Raw genomic sequence first — 26,822 nt, 5'->3', positions numbered from 1 at the left:
ATAAAAATGGCAGCTTCGGCTGCCATTTTTCGTTAAAAAGCCGGGAAATTGCAGCTAAATGCGGCAAAAAACTGGAATCAATCCTCTTCCCACAACTCATCATCCTGCGCCCACAGGCTCAGCAATTGCGCCTGGCGGCTCAGCTGTTTGGCCTGTGCAGCTAAGTCACCGGAAAGCTTTGGGCTGCCCTGCCAGCTTTCGCCTTTTTGCGCCTTTGCCGCCAGGCCTGCCCAGCGTTTGGCAAAAGCAGCCATAGCATCACGCGGCTCCGCCAGTTCTGTGGCCGGCAGATGGTCAAAAGGCACCGGCTGCGGCTGGGCACCGGTGCTGTCGCCGGCTAAAATCCAGTGGCCGGCATAACCCGGATCGGCCGGATCTTCCACCACCCATAAACCAACGTACGGCGCGGTATACCATTCCGGCCAGTCACAAATCAGCCCATGCGGGATCTGCTGCGCCGCTACATAAGCTTCGATTGCGGCAAATTGTTGTTCACACCAGACGAAATCGGCGCTGTCATCCCATTCCATGTTATTGCTCCCGTTGGGTTTTATGCATTGTGATAGCCGCTATTGTCATTGTCACAGCGCTTTACGGCAAGTGCCGGCACGCAGCGGGCGCAGTGGAAAAAACATGCTGCTTCAGATACATTAACCTTTTGTCCTCATCATGGTGAATTTTGTTGCATTGGTTACAGCGCCTGACTTACGCGATGCTGCTGCTCACCTTGATGTGTGGCGGTTGGCTGAATTCGGTTGAGGCTGCAGCGAATACGTCGCCGGCTACAGTAGTGGAACTGCCGCAGAACGTACCGGGCGTTGTGTACGGCGTCACTCAGGATCAGCAGGATTTTCTTTGGCTGGCTGCTGAATTTGAAGGGCTGCTGCGCTATGACAGCCAGGAATATCTGCGTTTTATGCCACCGGGCCCGCGTCGCGCCGTCAGTTTCAGTCAGGTGGTCAGCGATATACACAATCAACTGTGGGTTGGCACCTGGGGCAATGGCCTGTGGCGGCTCGACAGTCAGCGTAAAAACTGGCAGCACATCAACTCATCACTGCCAACCGAAGCCCGTATCCAGTCCTTGTTTCTGAGCCAAAGTCAGGTGTTATGGATTGGTACTACCGACGGGTTGTATAAGTTAAACCCGGACAGTCTGCAAGCAGAGCTGTGGCAGCCGCTCGCCGGCCAGCGGATCTGGCAACTGACCGAACAGGACGACGGCACCTTGTGGGTCGCCACCTCCAAAGGCCTGTATCGTTTGCCAGCCGACCCTTTGGCACAAGGCGAATGGCTGCAACAGGCTGAATTCCGGGATCAGGAGATCCGGGCCATCGCCGTGCAAGGCCAGCATTTGTTCGTCGGACTGCGCACCCACTTATATTTACTGGATTTGTCGCGGCCTGATCAGGTGCTACATACCGGGTTTGGTAATCCCAACACCATCCTGGCTGAATCCGCCAGCAGCTGGCTACTGGGCTCGATCGATGGTCTGTTCCGGTTAAACCTGTCCGGCGGCAAGCTGAGCACCGAACTGCTGCAAAGCGCTGTCGACATCCGCAAAATCTTCCGTGACCGGCGTGGCCAAATCTGGTTGACCAGCCGGAATAACGGCCTGCAAATGTTACCAGCTCCGGCGATCCGACCGGTTGAACCAACCATCAGCACTTTTTTAAATCCGAAACAACCACACCGGCTCGGGCCGCCGTCTAAAACTGATACCCGCTGGCAAGCACTGGAGAAATCGCTGTTGCAGCTGCATCAAGGCCAATGGCGTGAGCTGACTTTCGCTGCCGCAAGCCCTGTGGCCTATGTACGCGATGTGGTGCAATTCGGCGCTTATACACTGGCTGCCACCGATCAGGGGTTATTTGTGCTCAACAACGACAACCAGTTTGTGCCGGTAGCGCTGCAAATCAGCAGCAAACCTCTGAATATCGAACGCATGGTCATTGCCGCAGACGGCGCATTATGGCTGGGGTTATGGCAACAAGGTGTATACCGCATTGGCGCTGAAGCCGCCACACAGCCGGTCGCAGACTGGCAGGCGGTGCAGCTGCAAACCGATATCCAGGCGCAGGAAGGGATTGTCGATATTCAGACCGATGCGCAGCAACGGCTGTGGTTATTAAGCCGGCAGGGTAAGTTGTATCAGGGGGAGGCCGACAAAATCACCTTGCGTTGGCAACCGGACCATCAACTGGCCACAGGTTATTTCCAATGCATGTTACCGGTGCAGGACTCGCTGTGGCTTTGCACTGACAAAGGTTTGATCCGGCTGCAGCAAGACCTGCAGACTCAAACTCTGCTCGGTCATACCGAAGGCCTGCCGGACCCTAGGGTGATCGGCATTACCCGCACTGAGCAGTTTGTTTGGGTACTGACGCGCAATGGTGTACTCAGTTTTAGCCCGGATGGCAGCAATTTACATCTGTTTGCCCCGCGGCCGGGGCTGGATCTCAGTAGCGCCCAGCTCAAAGGGATCAGCCCGCTTGATGGCGATCAGGTGCAGCTCGCCACCAGCACTGGTTTGTGGCAGCTGAGTCAGGCTGACATGACAGCGGTACCGACTTCGATGCAGTTACATCTGACCAGCATGCGGCTGAACCGGCAGCTATTTCATGTCGCAGATACCAACGGCAGCATCCTGTTACCGGAAAAAGTTGAAGAGCTGCAGCTGCAGTTTAAATTGCTGACCTTCCAGTCTCACTTGCGTGTGCAATATTTTTTCCGCTGGCAAGCGGAGCAACGCTGGACCGCATTAGGTGAACATGCGGTATTAACCTTAAGTCAGCTCAGTCCGGGCCAACACCGGCTGGAAGTGATGGCGCAGGCTGGCGGCCAGTTTGTGCAAACCCGGCCTTTGTTGCTGCAGGTGCCGGTGCCATTCTGGCAACGGCCGCTTGGCATTGCGCTGATCAGTGTCAGCACGGCCTTGGTTTTGGGGCTTCTGTATCATTTACGCACCCGGCGCTTACAACAACGCGCCGCCACTCTCGACCGGCTGGTGGCACAGCGCACCGCCGAGCTGGAACTGGCCAACCAGCAGCTGAAATTACTGTCCAACACCGACAGTCTGACCGGTCTGTTAAACCGGCGCGCCTTATATGCAGCAGCCGCCTTGTTACAGGCGCAACGCAGCCGCTCGCCATCCGCCCTGACTTTAGTGTTGATGGATATCGATCACTTTAAGAAGATCAATGATCTACATGGCCATGACAGCGGCGATGCTGTGCTCAAAGCGGTAGCGGCTTATCTGAAACAGCGCCTGCGCGCTCAGGATTTGATCGCCCGCTGGGGCGGCGAAGAATTTTTGTTGTTAATGCCACAAACTGACCTGCAACAGGCCAGTCGCTTGGTGGAAGAGCTGCGCCTCGGCATCCGGCAATTACAAATACCGATACTACCGGTGCCGCTCAGCGCCACTTTTGGTCTCAGCAGCGTAGCCCTGCAACCAGACGCGCTGGAACAGGCGGTGAAAGCCGCCGATCTGGCGCTGTATCAGGGCAAAGCGCAGGGCCGCGACCAGGTGGTGCTGGCCAGCCCCTAAATTGCCCTATCACCAGCGTCCCTGCCCTTGCCGAAAAAATTGTTTGCTTTTTCGCCAATCTTAAAATATGATGATCATCATATTAATTCACTGCACCAGACAGAGCAAAAACCGGCATGGCTAACCTCAGCAAAAAAGAACAAACCCATCAGCGAATTCTGAGCACCGCCGCCCGGATGATCCGCAAAGATGGTTTTGAAGCGCTGGCAGTCGCCGACCTGATGAAACAGGCCGGTCTGACTCACGGTGGTTTTTATGCCCATTTTGCCAATCGGGATGCGTTGTTAGCCGAAGCGCTGGATTATGCCCGGCAGGAAAGTCAGGATTTGCTGGCTGCCACTGCGCAACAACCGACCAGCGACAGTCCGGCATTACAGCGTTTTCTCGATGTGTATCTGTCGGAGCAACATCTGGCCGCCAGCCCACAAGGCTTGGGTTGTCCGGTGGCAGCGCTCAGTTCCGAGTTTCACCGGCTCGACGCCAGCGGCCAAACGGTTGCGACTCAGACTGTGGCAGACCTGATCCAGCGTTTATTGCGTGCTGGTGCAGGGCGTCTCAATGCAGATCAGGCTTTTTTGCTGGCCAGTGCCATGGTCGGTGCTTTACAGCTCGCCAGAACTTTACCTGCAACCGAAGCGCCGGCGTTATTGGCCAGAACGCGCCAGCAGCTGTGCAAGATGTTTTTATCTGACTCTGTCCCGGCTACCCCGGCGCAGGTCTTGAACTAAGCAGTACCAATCGCATGCGGACAATGTCTGCCCGCAGCTGACTTTAAAAATATGATAAGCATCATATTAAATTGAGGATATAGCAATGAAACTTAAAAATGCCGTGGTACTGGTTACAGGCGCCAATCGTGGTTTAGGTCAGGAGTTTGCCCGGCAAGCCGTAGCCGCCGGCGCACGCAAAGTCTACGCAGCGGCCCGCAATCCGGCCAGTATCAACATTCCAGGCGTGATCCCGCTGCAACTGGATGTCACCAATCCGGTGGATATCGCCAGAGTCGCGCAGGACCACCCGGATATCACCCTGCTGATTAACAATGCCGGCATCGCCGAAACTGGCGGGATTTTGTCGCCGGAAGCGGACCAAATGTTACAGCGCCAGATGGAGGTGAATGTGTTTGGTCCGCTGCGGCTGAGCCAGGCCTTTGCGCCGGTGCTGGCTGCCAATGGCGGTGGCGCTGTTATCAATGTGCTGTCGATTGCCAGCTGGATCACCGGTCCTTTGCTGGCGACTTATTCAGTCACCAAATCAGCGGCCTGGTCTATGACCAACGCGCTGCGCCAGGAATTACAGGCGCAACAGACCCAAGTGCTGGGCCTGCATGTCGGTTTTATCGATACCGATTTAACCAAAGACCTCGAAGTGCCCAAAGTCTCTCCTTCCAGCGTAGTCGAGGCGACTTTTGCTGGCCTCGAACAAGGTGCACATCAGGTCCTGGCTGATGATGTGACCCGTCAGGTGCACGGCGCCCTGTCTGGTTATCCGGATATTTACCTGTTACCCATAGCCCATTAACCAACCAGCTGAAAAAAATACCGGCCTGGCTAAAACTGCCGGGCCGGCTTTGCTTCTGTGCCGGATTTATCCGATGATGTCGCTCATCAGGTCAGCAGCGGACCGGACAGCAGCAGCGCCGGAGCGGAGGTAGATTTTGCCAGATTGGTTATCGCAGTGGTTTGAATATCCGGCAGATCCGTTGTTGCTGAGCGGCAGCTATACCCCGGGTCTGGTGCTGTTATCTTTTGCCATTGCCGTGCTGTCTTCGGCGATGGCGATGCAGGTCACGGCGCAGGCGGTCAAAATCCGCCGCCGCAGTTACCGGATGCTGATGCTGGGCAGCGGCAGTATTGCGCTCGGCGGTGGCGTCTGGTCGATGCATTTTATCGGCATGCTGGCCTTTGCCCTGTGTACAGAAGTCAGCTACAAACCTGGTCTGACGTTATTGTCGATGTTACCCAGTATCGCCGCGTCCTGGGTGGCGCTGGATCTCATCAGTAAAAAACGCCTGAGCCTGCCGCAATTATTATTGGGTGGTTTATTAGTCGGCGCCGGCATCGGCATTATGCATTATGCCGGCATGGCCGCGATGGACATGGCGGTGGCACTGCGCTACGACCTGCCGATGTTTTTATTATCTATTTTGGTGGCCGTGGTGCTGGCCGTGCTGGCGCTGTGGGTGCGTTTTGGCCTCAAACGTCTGCAAATTCCGTCGTTCCTGCTGACGATTATCGCCAGTCTGGTGATGGGCGGCGCTATTACCGGGATGCATTACACCGGCATGGCGGCCGCACGTTTTGTGCCGCCAGCCGGTTTTGTCCCGCTGCAGCAAGCCGGCGAAGCACCGCTTGAGCTCGCCATGGCCATTACCTTCACCACGCTGATGATTTGTGCGCTGGTAGTAGCGGTCAATCTGCTTTTGAAGTTTCGCGACGCCAGTCAACGCGCCATGGCCAATGAAAGCCGGCTGATGGCAATGATGGATACAGCCGTTGACGGCATTGTCACTATTGATGCGCATGGCCTGATCCTCAGTATGAACAAAGCCGCCGAGCAAATTCTCGGCTGGCGGCAGCAGGAATTACTGGGCCAGAACGTGAATATCCTGACGCCCGGCACCATCCGGGGTGAACACGATTCTTATCTGGCACGATACCTCAATACCGGAGATGCGAAAATTATCGGCGTGGGCCGCGACGTCAATGCCGTACACAAAGACGGTCATCAGGTGCCGGTCCGGCTGGCCATAGGCCATGTCCGACTGCCCGGTGAGGATTTATTTGTCGCCTTTATCACCGACCTGCGCGCCCGTCAGCAGATGGAACAGGCACTGAAAGACAACGAAGCCAAATACCGCTCGCTGATCGGCAATATCCCCGGCGCGGCTTATCGTTGTCTGTTTAACGACAGCTGGGATATGTTGTTTTTAAGCGACGCCATCGAAGGTATTTCCGGTTATCCGGCCAGTGACTTTATGCTGCCGGACCGTAAACGCAGCTGGGTCGAGGTCATCCATCCGGACGACGCGCTGCAACTGCAGGACCCGGACATGTTCCGCCGGGGTTTTCATGTTGAATACCGGATTGTGCACCGCGACGGCACAGTGCATTGGGCGCTGGAGCAAGGGGAGCCCGTGTTTGACGAACAAGGCAATATTCTGTGGCTCGACGGTTTTATCATGGACATCACCGCGCGCAAGCAGATGGAAACCGAACTGCGCGACGCCCGCGACAAAGCCGAGCAAGCCGCCGAAGCACGCGCCGCCTTTTTGGCCAATATGAGCCACGAGATCCGCACGCCGATGAACGCCATCATCGGTTTCAGTGACCTGCTGCTCAGTTCAGCATTAGCGCCGGAGCAGAAAAAACATCTGTCGACCATTCACAGCTCTGCCCATTCCTTGCTGCATTTGCTGAACGATATTCTCGACAGCGCCAAACTGGAAAAAGGCAAACTGGAGCTGGAGCAACACGATTTCTCGCTGCCGGCGGTGCTCGATAGTGTAGTGTCAACCTTGTGGATCCAGGCGCGGAAAAAACAGCTGACACTGGAGCTGGAACTAACTGCGGATTTAGGCGAGTTTTACCTCGGCGCCGCCGACCGCTTGCGGCAAATTCTGACCAACCTGATTGGCAATGCGATTAAATTCACCGAGCTCGGCGGCGTGACTGTTTCAGTGCGGCCGATGCCAGACAACATGGTGCAATTTGATATCCGCGACAGCGGCATCGGTATCGAGCCACAACGACTGGAGCAGATTTTTGAAGCCTTCACCCAGGCCGATTCGTCGATGAGCCGGCGCTTTGGCGGCACCGGACTTGGCACGACAATCAGCAAACAGCTGGTCGAACTGATGGGCGGCCGGATCTGGGTGCAAAGCCAGCCTGGCGTTGGCAGCACTTTCAGTTTTGTCATTCCGCTGATCCCCGGGCAAGCCCCGGCACAAAGCAGTTACGGTTCACAGGCACCTGCCCTGCCGCCGCTGCGCGTTTTAATCGCTGATGATATTCCGCAAAATCTGGAATTGCTCGGCCTGTTATTGTCCCGCGCCGGCCATCAGGTCTACAGCGCTGCCGACGGTGCTGAAGCCGTTCTGCTTGCCAAACAACACCAACCGGACCTGATCCTGATGGATATCCAGATGCCGGTGCTGGATGGTCTTGGTGCTTGTCGTCAGCTGCGCCAATGGGAACAGGACGAAGCCCGCAGCACCATACCTGTCATCGCGTTGACCGCCAGTGTGCTGGATGAAGACAAAACCGCTGCGCAGCAGGCTGGTATGCAGGGTTTTGCCAGTAAACCGGTGGATTTCCCGGCGCTTTGTTATGAAATGGCGCGGGTGCTGCAACTCGAGGTACAAGCGCCGCTGGCTGACTTCAGTAGCGCAGCGCCCGGCACTGAGCAGCTGATTAATGTTGGCAAAGCCTTACAGCTGTGGGGCAGTTTTGGCCGTTATCTGCCATCGCTGCGCCAATTCCTCGACAAACAAGGCCTGGCCTTGCAACAACTGCAGCTGGCAGTGGAACAAAAAGATTTTACTGCCATCCAACAAGTGGCGCATGCAATCAAAGGTGTGGCGGGTAATCTGGCGCTGGAACCTTTAGCCAAAGTCTGCGCCGAACTGGAACAAGCCGGGCGGCAACAACAGCAGCAACGCTGCGCCGATTTGCTGCATAAAATTCTGCACTGCTGGCCACGTTTTGATGCCGAATACCAGCTGTTGCTGCAACAGCAATCGTCCGATCCGGTGGCCACTACGGCAGCAGCCAGCACCAGCGTGTTGGCAGAGATTTTAACGGCGCTGCAAAGTGCTCTGGCACGCCACGAACTGGATGAGCAGCGACTGACCAAACTGGAAGCCTATCACGGCCCGTATCAGCAAGAAGTCGCACAGATCTGCAGTCTCATCAATGATTTTGATTTCAGTAAAGCCCAGCAACAGTTGCAGCAACTGTTGCCGCAACTGGCAGGTGGAGAGGAAGTATGACAGAGGATTTACCGGTCATTTTACTGGTCGACGATGAACCGACCAACCTGCGGGTGTTGCGCACTGTGCTCAATGACCTGTACCGCCTGCTATTTGCCAAAAATGGCCTGGAAGCACTGCAACTGGCCGCTGAACATCAGCCCGATCTGGTGCTGCTTGATGTGATGATGCCTGGGATGACTGGCTTTGAAGTCTGTACCAAGCTTAAAGCCGACGCCCAAACCCGCCATATTCCGGTGATTTTTGTCACGGCGCTACGCGATGAAATCGACGAAACTCAGGGTTTTGACGTCGGTGCCGTCGATTACATCACCAAACCTATTACGCCGGCGGTGGTACGCGCCCGCGTCAAAACCCATTTGTCGCTGGTACAGGCCGAAGAGCTGAAAAAGACCCGGCTGCAGATTATTCAGCGGCTGGGTCGTGCGGCCGAATACCGTGACAACGAAACCGGTCTGCATATTTTGCGGATGAGTCATTTTTCTCAGGTGATTGCGCTGGCTTATGGCTTAAGCCCAAAACGGGCCGAAGATTTATTACATGCCGCGCCAATGCACGACATCGGCAAAATCGGCATCCGCGATGACATTTTATTAAAACCCGGCAAGCTGACCGACGACGAGTTTAAAGAAATGCAGCGCCATCCGTTGATTGGCGCCGAGATCTTAGGCGACGCCGACTCGCATCTGCTGAAACTTGCGCAGCAAGTGGCGCTGTATCACCACGAAAAGTGGGACGGCAGCGGTTATCCGCATGGCCTTCAAGGTGAAGCGATTCCGCTGGAAGCACGCATCGTCGCACTCTGCGATGTATTTGACGCGCTGACCAGCACCCGGCCTTATAAAAGCGCCTGGAGCATTGAAGACACCATGGCGCACCTGCAGGCACAAAAAGGCCGGCATTTTGACCCACAGCTGGTGGATTTACTCGAACAGGAATTGCCGAAAATTCTGGAGATCAGAGCGCGCTGGGCTGAATAGCAACGACCAGCCGCCCTGAATTTGCTGATAAGCTTTCTGCAGAAATGGGGCCCTCAGGAAACCGGATCATCCCACTGCAGATTGTCCAGATCTGTCGCTAACAACACAAAACTGACCGCCGCCAGCAGGTCTTGTTCGGCTGCGGGGCTTTGCTGCCAGACCAGCACCCGGCCGGCATTGACTTTCTCCACTGACCACAACAGGTGCTGTTGTTTTTTCAGATGAAATCCCACAGGCACCGCGCTACTGAACAAACCGCCTTCCAGCTGATGCTCTGACGTGATGTCGTACACAGCACCTGCTGTGACCAACTGGCCCGACAGACGATTCAGCTTATCCTGTCGCAGCGACAATTCGCCCTGATGCTGGCCGGAAAACACACAGGACAGCAGCGGCATATTGCCAAGGCTTGGGTCCAGCGCCAGGCTGCCTTTGCTGACGTGCAACAACCAGCCATCACAACTGGCGGTTATGCCGGTATTGGTCGTCAGGCTTTTTGCATGATAAGTCCCGCCAAGCCCAAACTTGCCGATTTTCACCCCAGCATCCAACCGGCCTTTATCACTGAGTTGACCGGTAGACCAGGTCCCGAACTGCAGTGGCTTGTCCCAGGCAAAGGGATTTGCGCCTTGCACCTGATGCTCCGCGACAGCCACAGCAGGCGTTGGCAACGCCATCTTGGCTGTCGAGACACAAGCGTTTAATAACAGTGCTGACGTAACACTCAAACAAAACGCAACGGCGTATTTCATTGCAGCTCCTCACAGGCTTTGCTGGCTACCCGATGGTGCCACGCTATGCCATTGTAAAAATGCCAGGGAGGCTTTTTGTAATTCTTTGTCGGTACAACTGCTACCAGCAACCTGATACTATGTACAAAATGTATACAGCTGATTGCTGTTGTTAGCGACTGACGGTTTCCCCGTCCCGGCAACACAACTGCTTTATTTTTGCTCGGCCAGCAGCGCCCGTATCGCCTGATACGGCCTGGTATCAACCGTCACCAGAGTGCGGCTGTGCTGGAATTCAACCCATCCCTGCTGCAGACCCTGTAATACGGCGGTCGCCGTTGCCCGCTCGGCCATCAGCCGTGGCCGCAGTGCCTCACAGGGCAGCGTCTGGCTGTTACACAGTAAGGGCCCAAACGGCAATTCGGCGGAACGCCAGATCTCCGAGATCCCGGCAGGCAAAGTGGCGGGTAAGGCTGCGGTCGCCACTATGGCCAGACCTTCAGATGCTTTACCCAGCGCCGGTAACACAGCCTGATGGCTGCCAACATATTCAAAGCGCAGCTGACTAAATTGGTCGGCCAGTCGCGTTTTCAGCTCGGCGCGGCCGATCAGGCCACCGGAAGCCGAGTCGGGCCAAACCGCAAAGACGGTCAGGGTTCGGCCTTGCTGTAACCATGATGGCAGTTGGGTCAAGTCCGGGAGTTTTTTCGCCAGCAAGCTGGAAGTGTACTGAGGCTTGCTGTCCGACTGCATTGGCGCTGCCGGCACCACAAAATCCAGCATCGCCGGCTGTTGTTGCTGAATTTGCAAGTAAGCCACCAGATTCGGCACTACCATATCGACACTGCCCTGCCGCGCCCACAACACCAGCTCAGCCGGATCTCGGGCAACCTGGACAATAACCTCACGCTGTTGCGTCGCCGCCAGCCAGGTGGCCAAAGGAGTGACAGCAGCCTCACGATTGATCTGCGGATAAGCATAAGTGGCCACTACCAGCGGCCGGGCTGCGCTCTGCAGGCTGCAGCACAGCAGGAGCAACAGAAAAGACCTGTGTAACAGCAATGACCAGTGACGTACTTTGCGTTCTGACATCTGAATCCCCCTCAATCTGCGCCGCAGCCACAGCTGCAGTCACCTCAATAAAGCGGGCAGCTTAACGGCCTTTTCGCCGGCAGATCCACTGCATTTTGTAACCAATCTGCAGACAACCCCCACCGAAGATGAGTCTTGTAACAAAGCGGCCGTCATCAATCCGGGGAGAACAGCGGAGCTGTGCGCTCACTTCTGTGCGGCCAGCACCTGATAATCCGTCATTCGCAACACCTGATGAATGCCGGCGATTTTGTCTTCCGCATGATGATTCACATATAACAAGGTCGATTCACCGCTTTGTGCCAATACACTCAACAATGCCAGCACTTTGAGACGGTTCAGTTCGTCTAGGCCGTTGCAAGGTTCATCTAAAATCAGCAGCGTTGGGTGTTTCACCATAGCCCGCACTATCAGTACCAGCCGCTGGTCGCCAAACGACAACGACTGGAACGAGTCTTTGGCTTTTGCCTCCAACCCAATCAACGCCAGCCACTCAAGCGCCAGTTTGATTTGCAGCGCTGACGGCTGGTCATACAGGCCAATGCTGTCGTAAAAACCCGACAACACCACATGCAATACCGGGCAACCGACGCGGTATTGCAACTGCAGACTGTTCGACACCAGCCCCAAATACTGTTTGATATCCCAGATACTTTCGCCACTGCCGCGCTGATAACCAAACACCTGTAAGTCATTGGTGTAACAATGTGAATTGTCGCCGCTGAGCATCTGCAATAAACAGGTTTTGCCCGAGCCATTCGGCCCGGTGATTTGCCAGTGTTCACCGCGCTGAATTTGCCAGTTAAGGCTCTGAAAAATCACGCGCTCGCCATACTGCACTTTGCCCTGGCGCAGCCGCACTAAAGTCTGCTCTGCCAGTGCCGGTGTAAAACGATCCCGGTCCTTACCCGGCAAAGGCCCGGGCGCTTGTTGCAGCTGATTCAGCTGTGCCAGTTCATGAAGCTCCACGGCGCTGATGCCAGTGTCGGCCGATTGCCATTCGATCTCACCATGCGCCAGATACAGAATTTTTTGCGTAAAATCAGGCAGTTCACTGAGCCGGTTTAACACCAGCACTAAAGTCATGCGTTGCTGCAATTCCGCCAGCAGCAGTTGCAGCGCGGTACAAGCGTCGACATCGAGGCCATTAAAGGGCTCGTCCAGCACCAGCAGTTCGGGGGCTTGTAAAATCGCTTTGATTAATAATAACTTGCGGGTTTCGCCGGTCGACAGCGCCAGAAAGGCCGTGTCGAGACGTTCCTGCAAACGCAACATGCCGGCCAGCTGCTGTAATTGCTGCTCCTGCGCCGCTGACCAATGCTGATGGTCTCGGCAGAGAATGTCGCGGGCGCTGCTCGGGTCCACTTCTACATCGAGAATATCGGCATCGCCTTTACGTCGCTCCGCTTCAATCAGTGCCTGTTGTTGCGCACTGCTGACCCAGCTGATCCGCGCTGGCAAAGTGCATTCCCCGGCAAGCAGTTGCGCCTGCCCGGCCATCACGGCAGCAAGCGCCGATTTGCCGCTGCCATTGGCCCCCAAAATGGCACAGTGCTGGCCGGCGGCAAGCTGCAACTGCGGGACCTGCACCTGATGGTGTTGGCCCAATAAAAACTGGCATTGTTGGAAAATCAGCATCAGAAAAACTCAGTTGCGCGATGAACAGCAGAAAGCTGCAGCTTAGCCGGAATGCCACGCCGATGGAACCTTCCTTCGGGGCTGCCGGCTTCCCGGCAACACCTGCGGTGCAACAGTCCCTGCAAAATCAGCTGCGGCTAATCGACGCCCCGCCATCAACCAGCGAGGCCGTACCAGTGACAAAAGACGAATCGTCAGACGCCAGATATAACACCGAGCGCGCCAGCTCTTCCGGTGTCGCCACCCGTTTTAACGCGTGCAGATTGGCGATATAACTTTGTGCTTCGGCACTGTCATTCATCTGGCGATACATCGGCGTATCAACAGCGCCCGGCAATATCGCATTGACCCGCACTTGCTGCGCACCAAATTCAGTGGCCAAAGCCTGTGTCAAACCAATCAGACCGGCTTTACTGGCGGCATAGGCGGCAACACCGGGAAACGCAAAACTATAGCCGACAAAAGTCGAGGTGAAAATGATCGAACCACCGCCTTGTTGCACCATGGCCGGCAGCTGATATTTGGCGCCTAAAAACGCGCTAGTCAGATTGGTGTTTAAAGTGTCGGTAAACCCTTGCGCCGAAACATCAGCACTGGGTCCCATTTCCCCCAAAGTGCCGGCGTTGTTAAACGCGATGTCGAGCCGACCATATTGACGCAGCGCTAACTCCACCAACGCTTTGGCATAGACTTCTGACACTACGTCACCCGCCAGTGCAACCGCTTCGCCACCAGCGGCTTTAATTTGCGCCACCAGACTGTCTAACTCCGCCTGACGCCGGGCGCCCACTACCACGCTCGCGCCTTCCTGGGCAAACAACAACGCTGTTGCCCGGCCAATGCCTGAGCTGGCACCTGCCACAATCGCTACTTTACCGGTTAATTTACTCATCATCGAATCCTCGTTATTTGCTGGACGAAGCCAGATGCTTCGTTGTAACGCATCATATTGATTTGCAATTCAGTGAAACAGACGGCAAATATGTAGCTATTATTCAGCTTTTATGAACTTCTGGAGTGATGATGGACAGACTCAGGGCGTACGAGATATTTATGACGGTGGTCAATAAAGGCAGCTTCAGTAAAGCCGCCGATTTACTTGATACTTCGCCTGCCAATGTCACCCGTTATGTTAATGATTTGGAAAGCTATTTAGGTTGTCGGCTGCTCAATCGCAGCTCGCGCAAACTGTCATTAACCGAAAGTGGTGAAGCCTTGTTTGAGCGCTGCAAAACTATTCTGGCCGAAGTGGCCGAAACCGAAGCACTGGTGTCCTCTGCTGCAGTGCAGCCGCGGGGGCGCCTGCGCATCAATGCACCGCTCAGTTTTGGCATTTTGCATCTGGCACCGATTTGGCCCGAATTCAGCAAACGCTACCCGCAACTGGAGCTGGACATCACGCTGACTGACCGCGTTGTCGATATTATTGAAGAAGGTTATGACCTGGTGATCCGCATCTCGCGCAGTGGCTCCGTCAATCATGCCGCGCGTAAACTGGCCAGTTCACACAATATACTCTGTGCCACACCGGCCTATCTGCAACAATTCGGTACACCACAAACGCCGGCCGATCTACGCGAACATCAATGCATTACGTACCTCTATTCCGGCGATGAATGGCATTTCACCGACAGCAGCGGCAAAGCACATCAGGTGAAAGTCCGGGGGAAAATTCATACCAACAATGGTGATACGGCCAGAGCTATGGCGTTGGCCGGCGCTGGGATTATCTGGCAACCGAGTTTTTTAATCGGGCCAGATCTGGCATCCGGCGCTTTAGTGCCGCTACTACCGGGTTTTGCGCTACCGGATATTGATGTGCTGGCGATGTACCCCAGTCGCCGCCATCTGAGCGTGAAAGTGCGGGTATTGATTGATTATTTGGTCGAAGTTTTTGCCGGTACTCCACCATGGGAAAAAGCCAAAACAGCACCTTAACTGGTGCTGTTTTATCCGGGTTTAATCAGCTGACAGCTATGTTACAGCTGGCTCATACCACCATCGATAATTAGCTCAGTGCCAACGATAAAAGCCGAGTCCGCCGACGACATAAACAACACAGTGCTGGCTAATTCTTCTGGCGTGCCAAAACGTTGCAGCGGGATCTGTGCCGCAATACCTGCCGCCATTTGTTCCAGCTGCGCCGCTTCCATGCCAAGGCGACCATAGAGTGGCGTCGCGACCGGGCCTGGGCTCACCACATTGACCCGCACGCCGACCGGCAATAATTCGGCCGACAGGGTTTTGGCCAGCGAAATCAGCGCCGCTTTACTGGCGGCATACACTGAAGACGATGGCATACCGATATGAGCGTTAATGGAGCCGTTTAACACAATGGCCGCACCGCGGTTCAGCAGTGGCGTCAGCGCCTGAATGGTGAAATACGCACCTTTGACATTGACGTTAAAGGTCTGGTCCCACAGGGCTTCGTCGATATCTGCAAAGGCGGCAAACTTCGCCACGCCGGCGTTGATAAAAATCGCGTCCAGCCGGATACCTTCTGCAGTTAAAGTCCGCGCCAGTTCAGCCGCGGCCCGCAGGTTACCCTGGTCATTCTGCAGTGCGATGGTATCGGCACCAATCAGTGCTTTGGCCTGATCCAAGGTCGCTTGATCCCGGCCAGTGATCACCACACGGGCGCCCTCTTTGGCGTACTGGATGGCGGTAGCCAGACCAATACCACTGTTACCGCCGGTGACTAACACTGTTTTATTTGCGAAACGGTTCATAAAAACACTCCTCATCAGATTTGGTGTGGCTGACAGTGGCCTTGTGTTGCCCTGCACAGCCGGTTGATTTCGTCCGGCGCTTGCCGTGAACACAAGATATGAGATCAGCAAAAATCAAACAAAGGGGTGAATGTTGATGATAGATTCAGCTTTTATGAATGATTGGTGGTAGATGCTGCACTGAATGCAGCCACAGTTGTTATTGATGGTTGGTGAGATTATTTACAGACGTTATGGCAGGACACTGCACCGCCTGACTATTGGCCTGACTATGGGACTTATTGACGCCAGCTTTAGCGGTACCAGCGTTCTGGCGGATCTGTTGTTGGCTATCAAGCAAATTGGCATTCTGCGGCGCCAGGCGCAGCGCTTCGTCCAACAAGGCTGTGGCGACGTCCGGGCAGCCCTGCGCGCTCAGCAGCAAGGCATAATTGTTCAGATAAGCAATTTGCTGGCGAGCGGCACCCAGACCTTTGCCAAACCAGTGCATTGCCATGGCTGGCTGGTTATCGTTGTAATGATTGCCAAGCAAAAAATACGGCAGCCAATAATCCGGCCACTGCGCTGTGGCACTTTGCAGCGCACTGACACCCGCGATTTCACTGGCGCTGCCGCTCTGGTGTTGCTGCGTACTGAGTAAATCCTGCGCCGCCTTGGTATACAAAAACGGGTCAAGCTGCGGGCTGGTTTTATCCGCTGGCAACATCAGTAGCAACCAGTAGGCACCGCGCTGCCAGGTGCGTTCAAAAGTGGCGAAATCCAGTTGATAGTTTGGCGTCACGCCGGTATGCAAAGTGAGAGTTTCGTCAGCAAGGTTATAACCAATCACCACTGCATAATGCCACTGCGGCCACCAGCTGATGGAATTATTCTGCAGCACTATCACCGGCATGTTGTCGGCCACCAGACTGAGTAACTGCTGCATGCTGCCGCGTTGGGCATAAGCCAGCAGCCCCAGTTGCCGGGTGGCCGCCGCCATTTCTATTTGCAGGCTGCCCTGCAGTTCGGGGATAAAAGTCTGCGGCGCTATCGCGGCCGGATCTTGCGGTTTGCCATAAAAACCGGCAACTTCGGCTAACGTGGTCGGGCCACAGAAATAGTCCTGCTGCGGGTAAAACGGCACGCCGGCAATCAGATGCTGGCGCGGCACCGCCGGCGGCTTATCCAGCAGCTGCCGGGTTTGGGGCGGCGTCTGACAGCCCGCCAGTAACAGCGCCACCAGCAGGCACAGCGCCGTCGACAGGCGCCGATTAACCAGTTGCAAAGCAGTTAACGGATCGGGCGAATAAAGGGATAAACGTCCGTCACGCCCAGCAGGTCAAGAATAGCCACCACCGCCAGCACTGTGATCACAGCACCGACGATACCGCCGGCCGGCATCTCGTTCATTTGAGTATTCAGCGCGTTCAGCTCTTCAGCCGTCATGCTGGCGATGCGCATTTTGGCATCCGCTGGGCTCACACCCAATTCCTGCAGTTTTTGCTGCACTTCGGCGTGGTCAACAAAGGCCAACACTTGTTGCTGGTTAAACTGGTACTGCTGCTCGGCCATCACCTGGCCAGAACTAAAGGCTGCGGCGGAGGCCTGCTGCATGCCAAGCAGAAACATCGGACACAACAGACTGACTTTTAATAATTTATTCATCATCTATATCCTTTTGCAGAGAGTTGCACTGAACAAATGGTCAGTTGAAACAGCTTTGGCCTACCGTCGTCAGGCAGGGCCTGAGGGCAGAGTAAAAGATGCCCTGCGGCACTGCAAGCGGCAATAAAGTTTTTATTGCCGCTCTGGTTTTAGCAAAGCACCAGCTGTTAAAACAGCAACTGGTTTAGCAGTTCGTCGTCGACGCGATTAGCCAGCGTCACCTGCAGTTTCGGTGTGCGCGCCATTTCGCGTTTAATGGCAAAATCGGCCTCATTGTTGCGCGCCCAGCTGCGCCGGGCGATGCCGTTGTTGACGTCGAAAAACAACATCGATTTTAAGCGCTTCGACGCTTCAGCCGAACCATCCAGCAGCATACCAAAACCGCCGTTCATCACCTCGCCCCAACCGACACCGCCACCGTTGTGGATAGACACCCAGGTCGCACCGCGGAAACTGTCGCCGATGACGTTGTGAATGGCCATGTCAGCGGTAAAACGGCTGCCGTCATAGATGTTGGAGGTTTCGCGGAATGGTGAGTCGGTGCCGCTGACATCATGATGATCCCGGCCTAACACCACAGGGCCAATCTCACCGCGGGCGATGGCTTCGTTAAAGGCCTGGGCAATTTCAGCGCGGCCTTGTGCATCAGCATATAAAATCCGCGCTTGCGAGCCGACCACCAGCTTGTTTTGCTTGGCGTCTAAAATCCAGCTGATGTTGTCTTGCATTTGCTGCTGAATTTCTTCCGGCGATTCCAGCATGATGCGCTTAAGCACTTCGGCGGCAATCGCATCGGTTTTGTTCAAATCTTCCGGCTTGCCCGAAGTACAAACCCAGCGGAACGGGCCAAAACCATAGTCAAAACACATCGGGCCCAAAATATCCTGCACATAAGACGGATATTTAAAGTCGATGCCATTATCAGCCATCACATCACCACCGGCGCGCGAGGCTTCCAGTAAAAACGCATTGCCGTAGTCAAAGAAATAAGTGCCTTTGGCGGTGTGTTTATTCACGATCGCGGCGTGGCGTTTCAGTGTGTCTTGTACTTTGGTTTTAAACAGTTCGGGTTCTTCACGGATCAAGCGGTTGGCTTCATCGTAAGACACACCGACCGGGTAATAACCGCCCGACCATGGGTTATGCAAGGACGTTTGATCTGAACCTAAATGCACAAAAATGCTCTCTGCATCAAAGGCTTCCCACACATCGACGACGTTGCCGATATAAGCAATAGACACTACTTCCTGCTGTGCTTGCGCTTGTTTAACGCGATTAATCAGCGCCGGCATGTGGTCGATGAGTTCGTCAACCCAGCCTTGCTGATGGCGTTTAGTCGCCGCTTTGGGGTTCACCTCGGCGCAAACGGTGATGCAGTTGGCGATATTGCCCGCTTTAGGCTGGGCACCGCTCATGCCGCCAAGGCCGGCCGTTAAAAAGATTTTGCCTTTGGGCGTGTCGCCTTTTTGCAGTACTTTTCGAAACGCATTCATCACTGTGATGGTGGTGCCATGCACTATGCCTTGTGGGCCAATGTACATAAAAGAGCCGGCCGTCATCTGGCCGTATTGGGTGACGCCAAGCGCATTAAAGCGCTCCCAGTCATCCGGTTTGGAGTAATTCGGGATCATCATGCCGTTGGTCACCACCACACGCGGCGCTTCGATGGATGATGGGAACAAGCCCATCGGGTGGCCGGAGTACATATGCAGCGTCTGATCTTCTGCCATCTCGCTTAAGTACTTCATCGTTAAGCGATATTGCGCCCAGTTCTGGAACACAGCGCCATTGCCGCCATAAGTAATCAGCTCTTCCGGATGCTGTGCCACGGCTGGGTCTAAGTTGTTGTCGATCATCAGCATAATGGCGGCTGCTTGCTGGCAGTTGGCCGGATAGTCGCTGATTGGCCGCGCTTTGATGGCATATTCCGGCTTAAAGCGGTACATATAAATGCGGCCGAAATCATTGAGTTCGCAGGCAAATTCAACCGCCAGTTCAGCGTGCCACTCTTTTGGGAAATAACGCAGTGCATTTCGCACCGCCAGCTGTTTTTCCGCTTTGGTTAAAATGTCTTTGCGCTTCGGCGCCCGATTGGCATCTACCGGATAAGGTTTAGCCGCAGGCAGCGTGGCCGGAATACCTTGTTTGATTTGTTCCTGAAAATTCATCGCGATATCCTTTATTAGTTCAGCGCAAAGTTGACGCGGAAGGCCTGAGTACGCACCAGCTTGATCATCGCGTCAATATCCGGCTTCAGCAGACGGTCTTCTTCCAGCTTGGCGACTTTGGCGCGGATAATCGCATGATTTTCTTCGATTAAATCTGAACAGCGGTTCGGCCGGCGGAACTCAAGCGCCTGCGCGGCATACATCAGCTCAATGGCTAAAATCTTCTCTAAATTACCGAGGATTTGATTCAGTTTACGGCCAGAGATACTGCCCATCGACACGTGATCTTCCTGGCCCATCGACGTTGGCACACTGTCGGCAGACGGTGGGAAACACAGAGATTTGTTTTCTGTCACCAGTGCAGCCGTGGTGTACTGCGGGATCATCATCCCGGAGTTGAGGCCACCGGCTTTGGTCAGCAGGCGTGGTAAACCATGCAGGCCTTCCAGCAGCAGATAACAGCGACGGTCAGAAATATTGCCAAGCTCTGCAGCGGCAATCGAGGTGTAATCCAGCACCATCGCCAGCGGCTGGCCGTGGAAACCACCACCGGATAATGCTTCCTCTGAGCTGATGACAATCGGGTTGTCGGTGACTGAGTTCATCTCAATCTCAACCAGCTGTTTTAAGTGGTTAAAAGCGTTACGCGAAGCGCCATGCACTTGCGGAATACAACGAAGTGAATAAGGGTCCTGCACGCGGGCACAGCCAGTATGCGACGCCATATTTTGTGAATCTTTAAACAACCGGCGCATCCGTGCTGCTACTTCGATATTGCCAGGGAAAGGGCGGATTTCATGCAGTTCAGGCCGAAACGGTGAACCACTGCCCTGCATGCCTTCGATACTCATGGCGCCTGCCACATCAGCTAAGTCCAGCAGATACTGCATTTTGGTCAAAGCGGTGATGCCGTGCGACAAAATAAACTGGGTGCCGTTAATCAGGCCTAAACCTTCTTTGGCCTGCAATTCCAGTGGAGTTAAACCATGCTCGGCTAAGGCCTGTGCCGCCGGAATGATGTCTTTGCTGTCACCTTTGGCCCAGAATTCACCTTCGCCAATTAAAGGCAGGAATAAATGCGACAACGGCGCCAAGTCCCCGGACGCGCCGACTGAACCCTGCTCCGGCACCACCGGAATTAAATCCAGCTCGATAAATTTCAGCATGCGTTCGACCACTGCCAGCCGCACACCGGAAAACCCTTGCGACAGCGCATGCACTTTGGTGATCAACATCAGTTTGGAGATAGCTTTGGCGATAGGTTCACCGACACCAACGGCATGCGTGATCAGCAGGTTTTTCTGCAAAAGTGCCGTTTCAGCCGGGGAAATTTGCGTGTCACACAAAGGACCAAAACCAGTGTTGATGCCATAAATAGCTTTGTCAGATGCCGCCATCACATCAACACAAGCGCGGCTTTGGTTGATTTTCGCTACTGCCGCTTCGCTTAATAATGCCGGGATGCGGCCAGTGGCTATACCGTTGACTGTGTCTAAATCCAGCTGATCAATGCCGTAATGAAATGCCATTGTAAACTCCAAAAATTGCTGAAACTGCTACTGCCGGTGAGGCAAGCGATAAGCAGATGCTAGCTTGCGCCTGATGTTTTATAAATACATAATAATCGTAACTCATTCCGGTTTTATCGAACTAATATCCAGCCAAAAAGGTGACAAACTGATGCAGGTGCAGGACGTCGATTTACGCTTGTTGCGGATTTTTGTCACTATCGTCGAATGTGGCGGGCTGTCGGCGGCCGAGTCGCGCTTAAATATTGGCCGTTCGACTATCAGCACACATTTGTCGGATTTGGAAATCAGGCTGGGCCTCAAGCTCTGTAAACGCGGCCGCAGCGGTTTTGAACTGACCGACGCCGGCCGTATCACCTATCAGGCATCACTGGAATTACTGCAGCAGTGTGAGACATTCGCCAGCACGGTCGCCGGTTCCAAACATCAGTTATCCGGCCGTGTCACTATTGCCATTATCGATACGCTGGTCAGCGACCCGCGCTGCGGCGTGGCTCAGGCAATAGCCCGGCTTAAAGCCAAAAGCAGTAATCTGCAGTTTGAAATGTATGTCTGCGAAGCGCGCGAGGTGGAAACATCAGTCGCCAATGGCCGCTCGTTGGTGGGCATCGGTGTCAGCCGCCATCAGATCCGCGGCCTGGATTATGTGCCGCTGCATAACGAGACCAACTACCTGTACTGCGGTAAAGGCCATCCACTGTTTGACTGTGATGCAAATAAAATCAGCGAGTTATTGCCACAAGCTGAAGTCATTAGCAGTAATTACCTGCGCGACAAAGACAGTCGCAATGACGGCCTGAACTACCAGAACAGCGCCAGCGCCTATCACGACGAAGGCATCGCCCATTTGATTTTGTCAGGGCAATTTATCGGCTATTTACCCGAGCACTACGCCAACTACTGGGTCGACAAAGGCCTGTTCCGCGCTATCCTGCCGCAGAAATACCGCTATCAGATCCCGGTGATGCTGATCACCTCGAAAAGCAACAGCGCATCGCCGCTGGCGCAGGCGACAATTGAGGTGATCAAAGGATGTCATCCGGCAGAATTCAGCGCGATCAGCAACAAGAATTAACAGCAAATAAGGCTTTACCCTGACCGGCAGTGCCGGCCAGGGCGTGAAAAAACCAGGCTCAGGCGGCCTGACTCTGTTATTCAACGCGATTTAGCTTTGGCAATAAAGCGGTCCATCTCAGCTTCGAGGACTTCCAGCGGCAAGGCACCGTTGGCCAACAACGCATCATGGAAAGCCCGCAGGTCAAATTTATCACCCAGTGCCTGTTCGGCTTTCGCGCGCAGCTGACGGATTTTGATTTCGCCCATTTTGTATGACAGCGCCTGACCCGGCCAGGAAATATAACGGTCAACTTCAGCCCGCACATTGGCCTGTGATAACGAGGTATTTTGCGCCAGGAAATCCAGCGCCTGTTGCCGGCTCCAGCCATTGGCGTGGATGCCGGTGTCTATCACCAGCCGGCAGGCGCGCCACATTTCATAACTCAGCCGGCCAAACTGCTGATAAGCATTTTCATAGACACCCATCTCCACGCCAAGCCGTTCGGCGTACAGGCCCCAGCCTTCGCCATAAGCGCTTAAATACAAGTTGCGGCGAAATTGCGGCACATCCTCCAGCTCCTGCGAAATAGCACTTTGCAGATGATGCCCTGGTACCGCTTCGTGCAAGGTCAGCGCCACCAGTTCATACATAGGCCGCTGATCAAGCGCAAAGGTATTCAGCCAATAAGCCCCGCCCCGCGTGCCGCCAATAGCGGCGGAGTTATAAGAAGCCGTGGTGTAATTCGGTGCAATTTCCGCTGGTACCGGCACTACGCCATATGGCATGCGCGGTAACTTGCCAAAGAATTCCGGCAGACGGTAGTCAATACGTTTGGCGATATATGAGGCTTCTTTTAACAAATCACGCGGCGTTTTGGCGTAAAACTGCGGGTCTGTGCGCAAAAAACTGGTGAATTCGGCAAAACTGCCTTCAAAGCCGGTTTCTTTAATCAGTGCATCCATCTCAGTACGGATGCGTTTCACTTCGGCAAGACCGGTGGCATGGATCTGCGCCGGGTCGATATCGGCCGTGACATAAGTGCGGATGGTATGACGATAATAGGCTTTGCCGTTTGGCATCTGTTCTGCGGCAAGGCTGGTGGTCGCCGCTGTTAAATAATCGCCTTCGAGAAAATCAGCAACCCGGGCAAATGCCGGCATCGCCACTTCAGTAATAGCTTTTCTGGCGTCTTGTTGCAGCTGTTGTTGTTCCGCTTTGCTCAAGCTGGCCGGCAGCTTACTGAAGGGTTCATACAAACTGCTTTTAGTCGGGTCGCTGTACACCAGCGCCCGCACCGTCGGTGCTATGCCCTGCACCACGATTTTCGGCAACACAAAACCGTCTTTGATGCCCAGGCGCATATTGGCGATGTTCTCGTCAAAATAGCGGCCAAAGTCTTTGATCCTGCTGATGTAATCACGGTAATCCTGCACTTTATGCATCGAAAGCCCGCTGCTGGCATCCAGCGCTGAGCCCCAGAAACTGTAAAATGTGTTAGCCGGAATGCGGTCTAAAAACAGCTGGTTGGCATCAATCGAATTCTTCAGTACCCAGCTGAGCAGCTGATGATTAATGCGCTCTGCGTCGGTTAACAGGTCCGGCTTGATAGCGTCCAGCCGGCGTAAAAACTGCTGTTCACTCTTCAACCGCCGCGCCCGGTCTGTGGCGCTCACGCCCGGCAAACGGTCGTTAAATCCCGCCACGCCCATTCGGCCGGCGGTGATTGGATCTTCGCGCAAACTGTACTGCCAGTGCTCGTCGATGATGAGTTGCAGCTGTTGCGCAGCGCTGGCTGTGGCTGCAGTGACAGGTGTAGCGGAATTGCCGGCAGCAGCTTCAAGCGCAAAGGCCTGGCCTTGCAGGCACAGCACTAACATCATTGCGGTCATAATTTTATTGCTTGGAAAAGGGATTGGCATGGCGCCTCCGAACCTGGAGCAGCAGCCTCACAGGCCACTGGAATTGGTGTTTTTTGTTTGTTTTACCTTACTACGGCCCCAGGCGCCACTCAGCAAAGACCAACCTGAGCAGCCTGGCGTTGAGCGCATTGGTGATAGGGAGATATATCTTGGTTTTGCGAGGGAAACCGGATAAGGCCTGCTGTGACACTACAAATGTACAGTCGGAAGCCATGCAAAATCACGCATCGGATGTTCGGGTAAATGAAGCGGAAAACACTAACTGAAACAGAGAACTCAACAGGATTAACTGGTTGCAATATAGTCGGGAATGACGATTTACTTGTAGGAATATTGGTGCCTAGGGTCGGACTCGAACCGACACGATTATTCATCGGCGGATTTTGAATAGAGCGCGTCTAAAATAGCAGTTTATGAAACAGTGGGTTACACTCACTATCAAGACACTTTGCAAATTCTTTGCATAACGCTATTCGGACCAAGCCATGCACAGCAATCAAATTTTCCCGAACTTTATCCCTTTCCTACAACCCTTATCTGCCAGCCTTTTACCTTCAAGTGCGCTCTGCTTTTGGGTGATGCCATGACAACTCAGTTAGAGCGCCACGACATCAAGCCGGGAATGTACATCTTCCTGCAGAACAATAGCAAGAACTGGTATGTCAGATTTTCGCTTTGGGGCAAGTGGTACTGCAAGGCCACCAAGGAAGCAGATAAAGACCGTGCTATCGCCATGGCTCACCGGATTTTCATCGAACATGAGATTCGGGCCGAGACTAATACCTTAACCACCAGCAAACGCTTCAGGGATGTTGCAGAAAAGGCTATTGGCACCATGAAGGCTGACCTTGCCCGTAAAGCAGGTAAAGCCATCTATGAAGATTACATAGGCGCTCTGCAAAACTACCACATCCCATTTTTCGACCGGACTTATATCACCTCTATAGATAGTGAAAAGCTGCGTGATTTTGATCTTTGGCGTGAGAATAAGATGAAGCGTAGGCCAGCTCGTTCAACCTTGATGACTCATAACGCCGCCATGCAGATGGTATTTAAGGAAGCAGTCGAAAATAAATGGATGCTGCAGATGCAAATACCATCCCTTACTACCGAAGGGACAAACACTGTCAGACGGGCAGCCTTTACACCATCGGAGTACGAAAGGATTCAAGAATACCTGTATCAGTTGGAACAGAACAGCCGTAAAGAGGTTACAAAGCAGATCAGGGAACTGACGCAAGACTATGCAGAGTTTGTTATTCATACCGGTATGCGCCCAGGTACTGAACTGGATAACCTGACATGGGGTGATTTGCATATTGAACGACATGACGACAAGGCCACATTCTTTATCACCGTGCGCAAAGGCAAAACCACATTACATACCGGAACCCGCGAGGTTGTTTGCAAGCGGGCTTTGCAAAATACCATTTGGCGCATGACTGAGCGTTTCCCTAACCGCCAAGCGAAAGATCTGATTTTCCGCTTACCGGATGGCTCCACTACTAACGAAATCAGCCGTACATTTAATGCCGCCCTGAAAGAAATCGAGCTGGATCAATCACCTCATGGCAAAAGAACACTTTACTCTTTACGCCACTCGTTTATAACATGGGAACTCATAGCGCAAAAAGTGACTATTGATGTGCTGGCCCGCCAGTGTGGCACCAGTATAGAAATGATCGAGCGCCATTACAGCCATGTGATTCCAAGGATGTTTAGCCAGCAGTTATCTGGTGTTGAGTTGCCCGATAAAACAGAGATCGAGAAAAAGTGGGAGCATGATAGCGCTGTTGCTAAGCGTTGGAAGGAACGATATACCAAGTGGGAAACCCGCTATAAACGGAAAGGATGCATCTAATAATAAAACGTCACGAGAACAAGAAAAATTCTTCTTCATGTTCACCTATGAAGAAGCAAAAATGTTTAACCGTTTGTTCCAATTCAGTTTACAGAGTGAGGTGTGATCAGGGCGCCGTAAGGTGTGTGCGCATTTAAGCGCCTCATGTTAATGCTATTGTCAAAACTAACATTAAAAGGGAAGCCATAAAACTGTTTATCACAGCCCTATGACTTGAGCTCTTTTTAGGGAGCTAAAACGGTCACCCTGATCAAACTCAAATATATCTTATCAATACCCGAACAACAACTCCTTTCTTTCTAATATGTTCCAAAGCTCCAATCGATCCCAAGAGATAAACCATTGGCTCTCTGTTAACTCTTTAAATATGGCTTCTTTGACTTCAGAACTAGAATCATCTTTAGAAAACCTACTAACTTTATAAAAGTCTTCAAACCAGCGCTTTTTTGTTTTCAAATCAATGAAAGGGCACGACATTGAATCGAGGAATAAATAACAAACCCTAGCATCAGTTGAAATGTTATCAAGACTGGAAATCCTTACGCTAATATTCTTAATAATATCTTTTTTTATTAATTCGTATTCCCTGTTATTACCGCAATAATATAGGGCTGACATTATCTGAAAGTAGTCAGTACTTTCTTCTAAATCAAGGTACAATTGACTTCTCTCTGTAAGTTCGTCAAGTGAAAAAGCCTGTTTTACCAGATTCGGAGGTAGCAACATTTCAGGACAGAGGTTTCTTGCTACACATAATATATTTGAGAACTCGATAGGTGCAAACGACCTTACTCTATCCCTAAGTTGTGTAAACTTCCCACTCTCAAAGAATTCTTTAACAAAGTTACTGACCATTAACTTTATTGAGTCTGCCTCGTCGGGATAGAATTGTTCAAAACTAGAAATCATCAGATAGCAAACAAGAGAAATTTTA

Annotated in this window: 20 protein-coding genes; 8 read left to right on the top strand and 12 right to left on the bottom strand. The window is 53.5% G+C overall.

The genetic code is table 11. The features are described 5' to 3' along the window. Positions 1–77: 77 nt before the first annotated feature. Positions 78–530, bottom strand: coding sequence for a DUF4826 family protein (locus ABNT34_RS00835; RefSeq protein WP_348727909.1), 453 nt, complete (start codon positions 528–530; stop codon positions 78–80). 152 nt (positions 531–682) lie between these two features. On the opposite strand from ABNT34_RS00835, the gene ABNT34_RS00830 reads away from it, so the two are divergent. The 5 genes from ABNT34_RS00830 (at position 683) to ABNT34_RS00810 (ending at position 9,520) form a co-directional block, all read left to right on the top strand. After that, positions 683–3,550: a diguanylate cyclase gene (locus tag ABNT34_RS00830; RefSeq protein WP_348727907.1), complete on the top strand. Its 2,868-nt coding sequence runs from the start codon at positions 683–685 to the stop codon at positions 3,548–3,550. Between the two features lie 116 nt (positions 3,551–3,666). Continuing rightward, positions 3,667–4,278, top strand: coding sequence for a TetR/AcrR family transcriptional regulator (locus ABNT34_RS00825; RefSeq protein WP_348727905.1), 612 nt, complete (start codon positions 3,667–3,669; stop codon positions 4,276–4,278). A gap of 85 nt (positions 4,279–4,363) precedes the next feature. Beyond that, entirely contained in the window at positions 4,364–5,071 is a 708-nt protein-coding gene (locus tag ABNT34_RS00820; protein ID WP_348727903.1) for an SDR family oxidoreductase, read from the top strand. Between the two features lie 136 nt (positions 5,072–5,207). Then, on the top strand, positions 5,208–8,540 hold the full coding sequence (locus ABNT34_RS00815) for an MHYT domain-containing protein (RefSeq protein ID WP_348727901.1): 3,333 nt from the start codon (positions 5,208–5,210) through the stop codon (positions 8,538–8,540). Beyond that, positions 8,537–9,520, top strand: a complete 984-nt coding sequence (locus tag ABNT34_RS00810) for an HD domain-containing phosphohydrolase (protein ID WP_348727899.1) — start codon at positions 8,537–8,539, stop codon at positions 9,518–9,520. The genes ABNT34_RS00815 and ABNT34_RS00810 overlap by 4 nt, the downstream gene beginning before the upstream one ends. Positions 9,521–9,573: 53 nt before the next feature. Here ABNT34_RS00810 and ABNT34_RS00805 read toward each other — a convergent pair whose 3' ends face one another. From ABNT34_RS00805 to ABNT34_RS00790, 4 genes are all read right to left on the bottom strand, one after another. Then, a complete protein-coding gene (locus ABNT34_RS00805; RefSeq protein WP_348727897.1) occupies positions 9,574–10,272 on the bottom strand; it encodes a hypothetical protein in 699 nt (232 codons plus the stop codon). A gap of 192 nt (positions 10,273–10,464) precedes the next feature. Further along, complete coding sequence (locus ABNT34_RS00800; RefSeq protein WP_348727896.1) at positions 10,465–11,343, bottom strand: PhnD/SsuA/transferrin family substrate-binding protein; 879 nt, start codon at positions 11,341–11,343, stop codon at positions 10,465–10,467. A gap of 186 nt (positions 11,344–11,529) precedes the next feature. Then, positions 11,530–12,981, bottom strand: a complete 1,452-nt coding sequence (locus ABNT34_RS00795; RefSeq protein ID WP_348727894.1) for an ATP-binding cassette domain-containing protein — start codon at positions 12,979–12,981, stop codon at positions 11,530–11,532. Positions 12,982–13,108: 127 nt separating this feature from the next. Continuing rightward, positions 13,109–13,873, bottom strand: a complete 765-nt coding sequence (locus tag ABNT34_RS00790) for an SDR family oxidoreductase (RefSeq protein WP_348727892.1) — start codon at positions 13,871–13,873, stop codon at positions 13,109–13,111. Positions 13,874–14,004: 131 nt separating this feature from the next. Between ABNT34_RS00790 and ABNT34_RS00785 the strand changes: the two genes are divergently transcribed. Next, on the top strand, positions 14,005–14,919 hold the full coding sequence (locus tag ABNT34_RS00785; protein ID WP_348727890.1) for a LysR family transcriptional regulator: 915 nt from the start codon (positions 14,005–14,007) through the stop codon (positions 14,917–14,919). 41 nt (positions 14,920–14,960) lie between these two features. Here the strand turns inward: ABNT34_RS00785 and ABNT34_RS00780 are convergent, their stop codons facing one another. The 5 genes from ABNT34_RS00780 to hutH all read right to left on the bottom strand — a co-directional run bounded on the left by ABNT34_RS00780 (position 14,961) and on the right by hutH (position 21,051). Beyond that, positions 14,961–15,710, bottom strand: coding sequence for an SDR family oxidoreductase (locus tag ABNT34_RS00780; protein WP_348727888.1), 750 nt, complete (start codon positions 15,708–15,710; stop codon positions 14,961–14,963). Positions 15,711–15,909: 199 nt separating this feature from the next. Further along, complete coding sequence (locus tag ABNT34_RS00775; protein ID WP_348727886.1) at positions 15,910–16,974, bottom strand: PA2778 family cysteine peptidase; 1,065 nt, start codon at positions 16,972–16,974, stop codon at positions 15,910–15,912. Between the two features lie 5 nt (positions 16,975–16,979). Further along, entirely contained in the window at positions 16,980–17,354 is a 375-nt protein-coding gene (locus ABNT34_RS00770) for a PA2779 family protein (protein WP_348727884.1), read from the bottom strand. A 167-nt stretch (positions 17,355–17,521) separates the two neighbouring features. Continuing rightward, the gene (locus tag ABNT34_RS00765; RefSeq protein WP_348727882.1) at positions 17,522–19,522 is read right to left on the bottom strand and encodes a urocanate hydratase; all 2,001 of its coding nucleotides are present in this window, start codon (positions 19,520–19,522) and stop codon (positions 17,522–17,524) included. Between the two features lie 14 nt (positions 19,523–19,536). Further along, positions 19,537–21,051 carry a histidine ammonia-lyase gene (gene hutH, locus ABNT34_RS00760; RefSeq protein WP_348727880.1) on the bottom strand — a complete coding sequence of 505 codons (1,515 nt, stop codon included), beginning with the start codon at positions 21,049–21,051 and terminating at the stop codon, positions 19,537–19,539. Between the two features lie 151 nt (positions 21,052–21,202). On the opposite strand from hutH, the gene ABNT34_RS00755 reads away from it, so the two are divergent. Continuing rightward, positions 21,203–22,126: a LysR family transcriptional regulator gene (locus ABNT34_RS00755; RefSeq protein ID WP_348727878.1), complete on the top strand. Its 924-nt coding sequence runs from the start codon at positions 21,203–21,205 to the stop codon at positions 22,124–22,126. Between the two features lie 80 nt (positions 22,127–22,206). Here ABNT34_RS00755 and ABNT34_RS00750 read toward each other — a convergent pair whose 3' ends face one another. Next, on the bottom strand, positions 22,207–24,027 hold the full coding sequence (locus tag ABNT34_RS00750; RefSeq protein WP_348727876.1) for a DUF885 domain-containing protein: 1,821 nt from the start codon (positions 24,025–24,027) through the stop codon (positions 22,207–22,209). Positions 24,028–24,610: 583 nt separating this feature from the next. Here ABNT34_RS00750 and ABNT34_RS00745 point away from each other — a divergent pair. Continuing rightward, positions 24,611–25,888, top strand: coding sequence for a site-specific integrase (locus tag ABNT34_RS00745; RefSeq protein WP_348727874.1), 1,278 nt, complete (start codon positions 24,611–24,613; stop codon positions 25,886–25,888). A gap of 270 nt (positions 25,889–26,158) precedes the next feature. Here the strand turns inward: ABNT34_RS00745 and ABNT34_RS00740 are convergent, their stop codons facing one another. Next, on the bottom strand, positions 26,159–26,797 hold the full coding sequence (locus ABNT34_RS00740) for a hypothetical protein (RefSeq protein ID WP_348727872.1): 639 nt from the start codon (positions 26,795–26,797) through the stop codon (positions 26,159–26,161). Positions 26,798–26,822 lie beyond the last annotated feature (25 nt).

Source organism: Rheinheimera texasensis, assembly GCF_964031785.1.
GTDB classification, from domain to species: Bacteria; Pseudomonadota; Gammaproteobacteria; order Enterobacterales; family Alteromonadaceae; genus Pararheinheimera; species Pararheinheimera texasensis_A.
Note: the sequence above shows the minus strand (reverse complement) of the source record. Positions and strands in the feature narration are given on the sequence as shown.

Bases quoted from the DNA above. Each gene is read 5' to 3' on its own strand.
- hutH (WP_348727880.1), bottom strand. From the start codon at position 21,051: ATGGCATTTCATTACGGCATTGATCAGCTGGATTTAGACACAGTCAAC.
- ABNT34_RS00770 (WP_348727884.1), bottom strand. From the start codon at position 17,354: ATGAATAAATTATTAAAAGTCAGTCTGTTGTGTCCGATGTTTCTGCTT.
- ABNT34_RS00790 (WP_348727892.1), bottom strand. From the start codon at position 13,873: ATGAGTAAATTAACCGGTAAAGTAGCGATTGTGGCAGGTGCCAGCTCA.
- ABNT34_RS00820 (WP_348727903.1), top strand. From the start codon at position 4,364: ATGAAACTTAAAAATGCCGTGGTACTGGTTACAGGCGCCAATCGTGGT.
- ABNT34_RS00805 (WP_348727897.1), bottom strand. From the start codon at position 10,272: ATGAAATACGCCGTTGCGTTTTGTTTGAGTGTTACGTCAGCACTGTTA.
- ABNT34_RS00835 (WP_348727909.1), bottom strand. From the start codon at position 530: ATGGAATGGGATGACAGCGCCGATTTCGTCTGGTGTGAACAACAATTT.
- ABNT34_RS00765 (WP_348727882.1), bottom strand. From the start codon at position 19,522: ATGAATTTTCAGGAACAAATCAAACAAGGTATTCCGGCCACGCTGCCT.
- ABNT34_RS00800 (WP_348727896.1), bottom strand. From the start codon at position 11,343: ATGTCAGAACGCAAAGTACGTCACTGGTCATTGCTGTTACACAGGTCT.
- ABNT34_RS00740 (WP_348727872.1), bottom strand. From the start codon at position 26,797: ATGATTTCTAGTTTTGAACAATTCTATCCCGACGAGGCAGACTCAATA.
- ABNT34_RS00755 (WP_348727878.1), top strand. From the start codon at position 21,203: ATGCAGGTGCAGGACGTCGATTTACGCTTGTTGCGGATTTTTGTCACT.
- ABNT34_RS00750 (WP_348727876.1), bottom strand. From the start codon at position 24,027: ATGCCAATCCCTTTTCCAAGCAATAAAATTATGACCGCAATGATGTTA.
- ABNT34_RS00795 (WP_348727894.1), bottom strand. From the start codon at position 12,981: ATGCTGATTTTCCAACAATGCCAGTTTTTATTGGGCCAACACCATCAG.
- ABNT34_RS00785 (WP_348727890.1), top strand. From the start codon at position 14,005: ATGGACAGACTCAGGGCGTACGAGATATTTATGACGGTGGTCAATAAA.
- ABNT34_RS00780 (WP_348727888.1), bottom strand. From the start codon at position 15,710: ATGAACCGTTTCGCAAATAAAACAGTGTTAGTCACCGGCGGTAACAGT.
- ABNT34_RS00745 (WP_348727874.1), top strand. From the start codon at position 24,611: ATGACAACTCAGTTAGAGCGCCACGACATCAAGCCGGGAATGTACATC.
- ABNT34_RS00825 (WP_348727905.1), top strand. From the start codon at position 3,667: ATGGCTAACCTCAGCAAAAAAGAACAAACCCATCAGCGAATTCTGAGC.
- ABNT34_RS00810 (WP_348727899.1), top strand. From the start codon at position 8,537: ATGACAGAGGATTTACCGGTCATTTTACTGGTCGACGATGAACCGACC.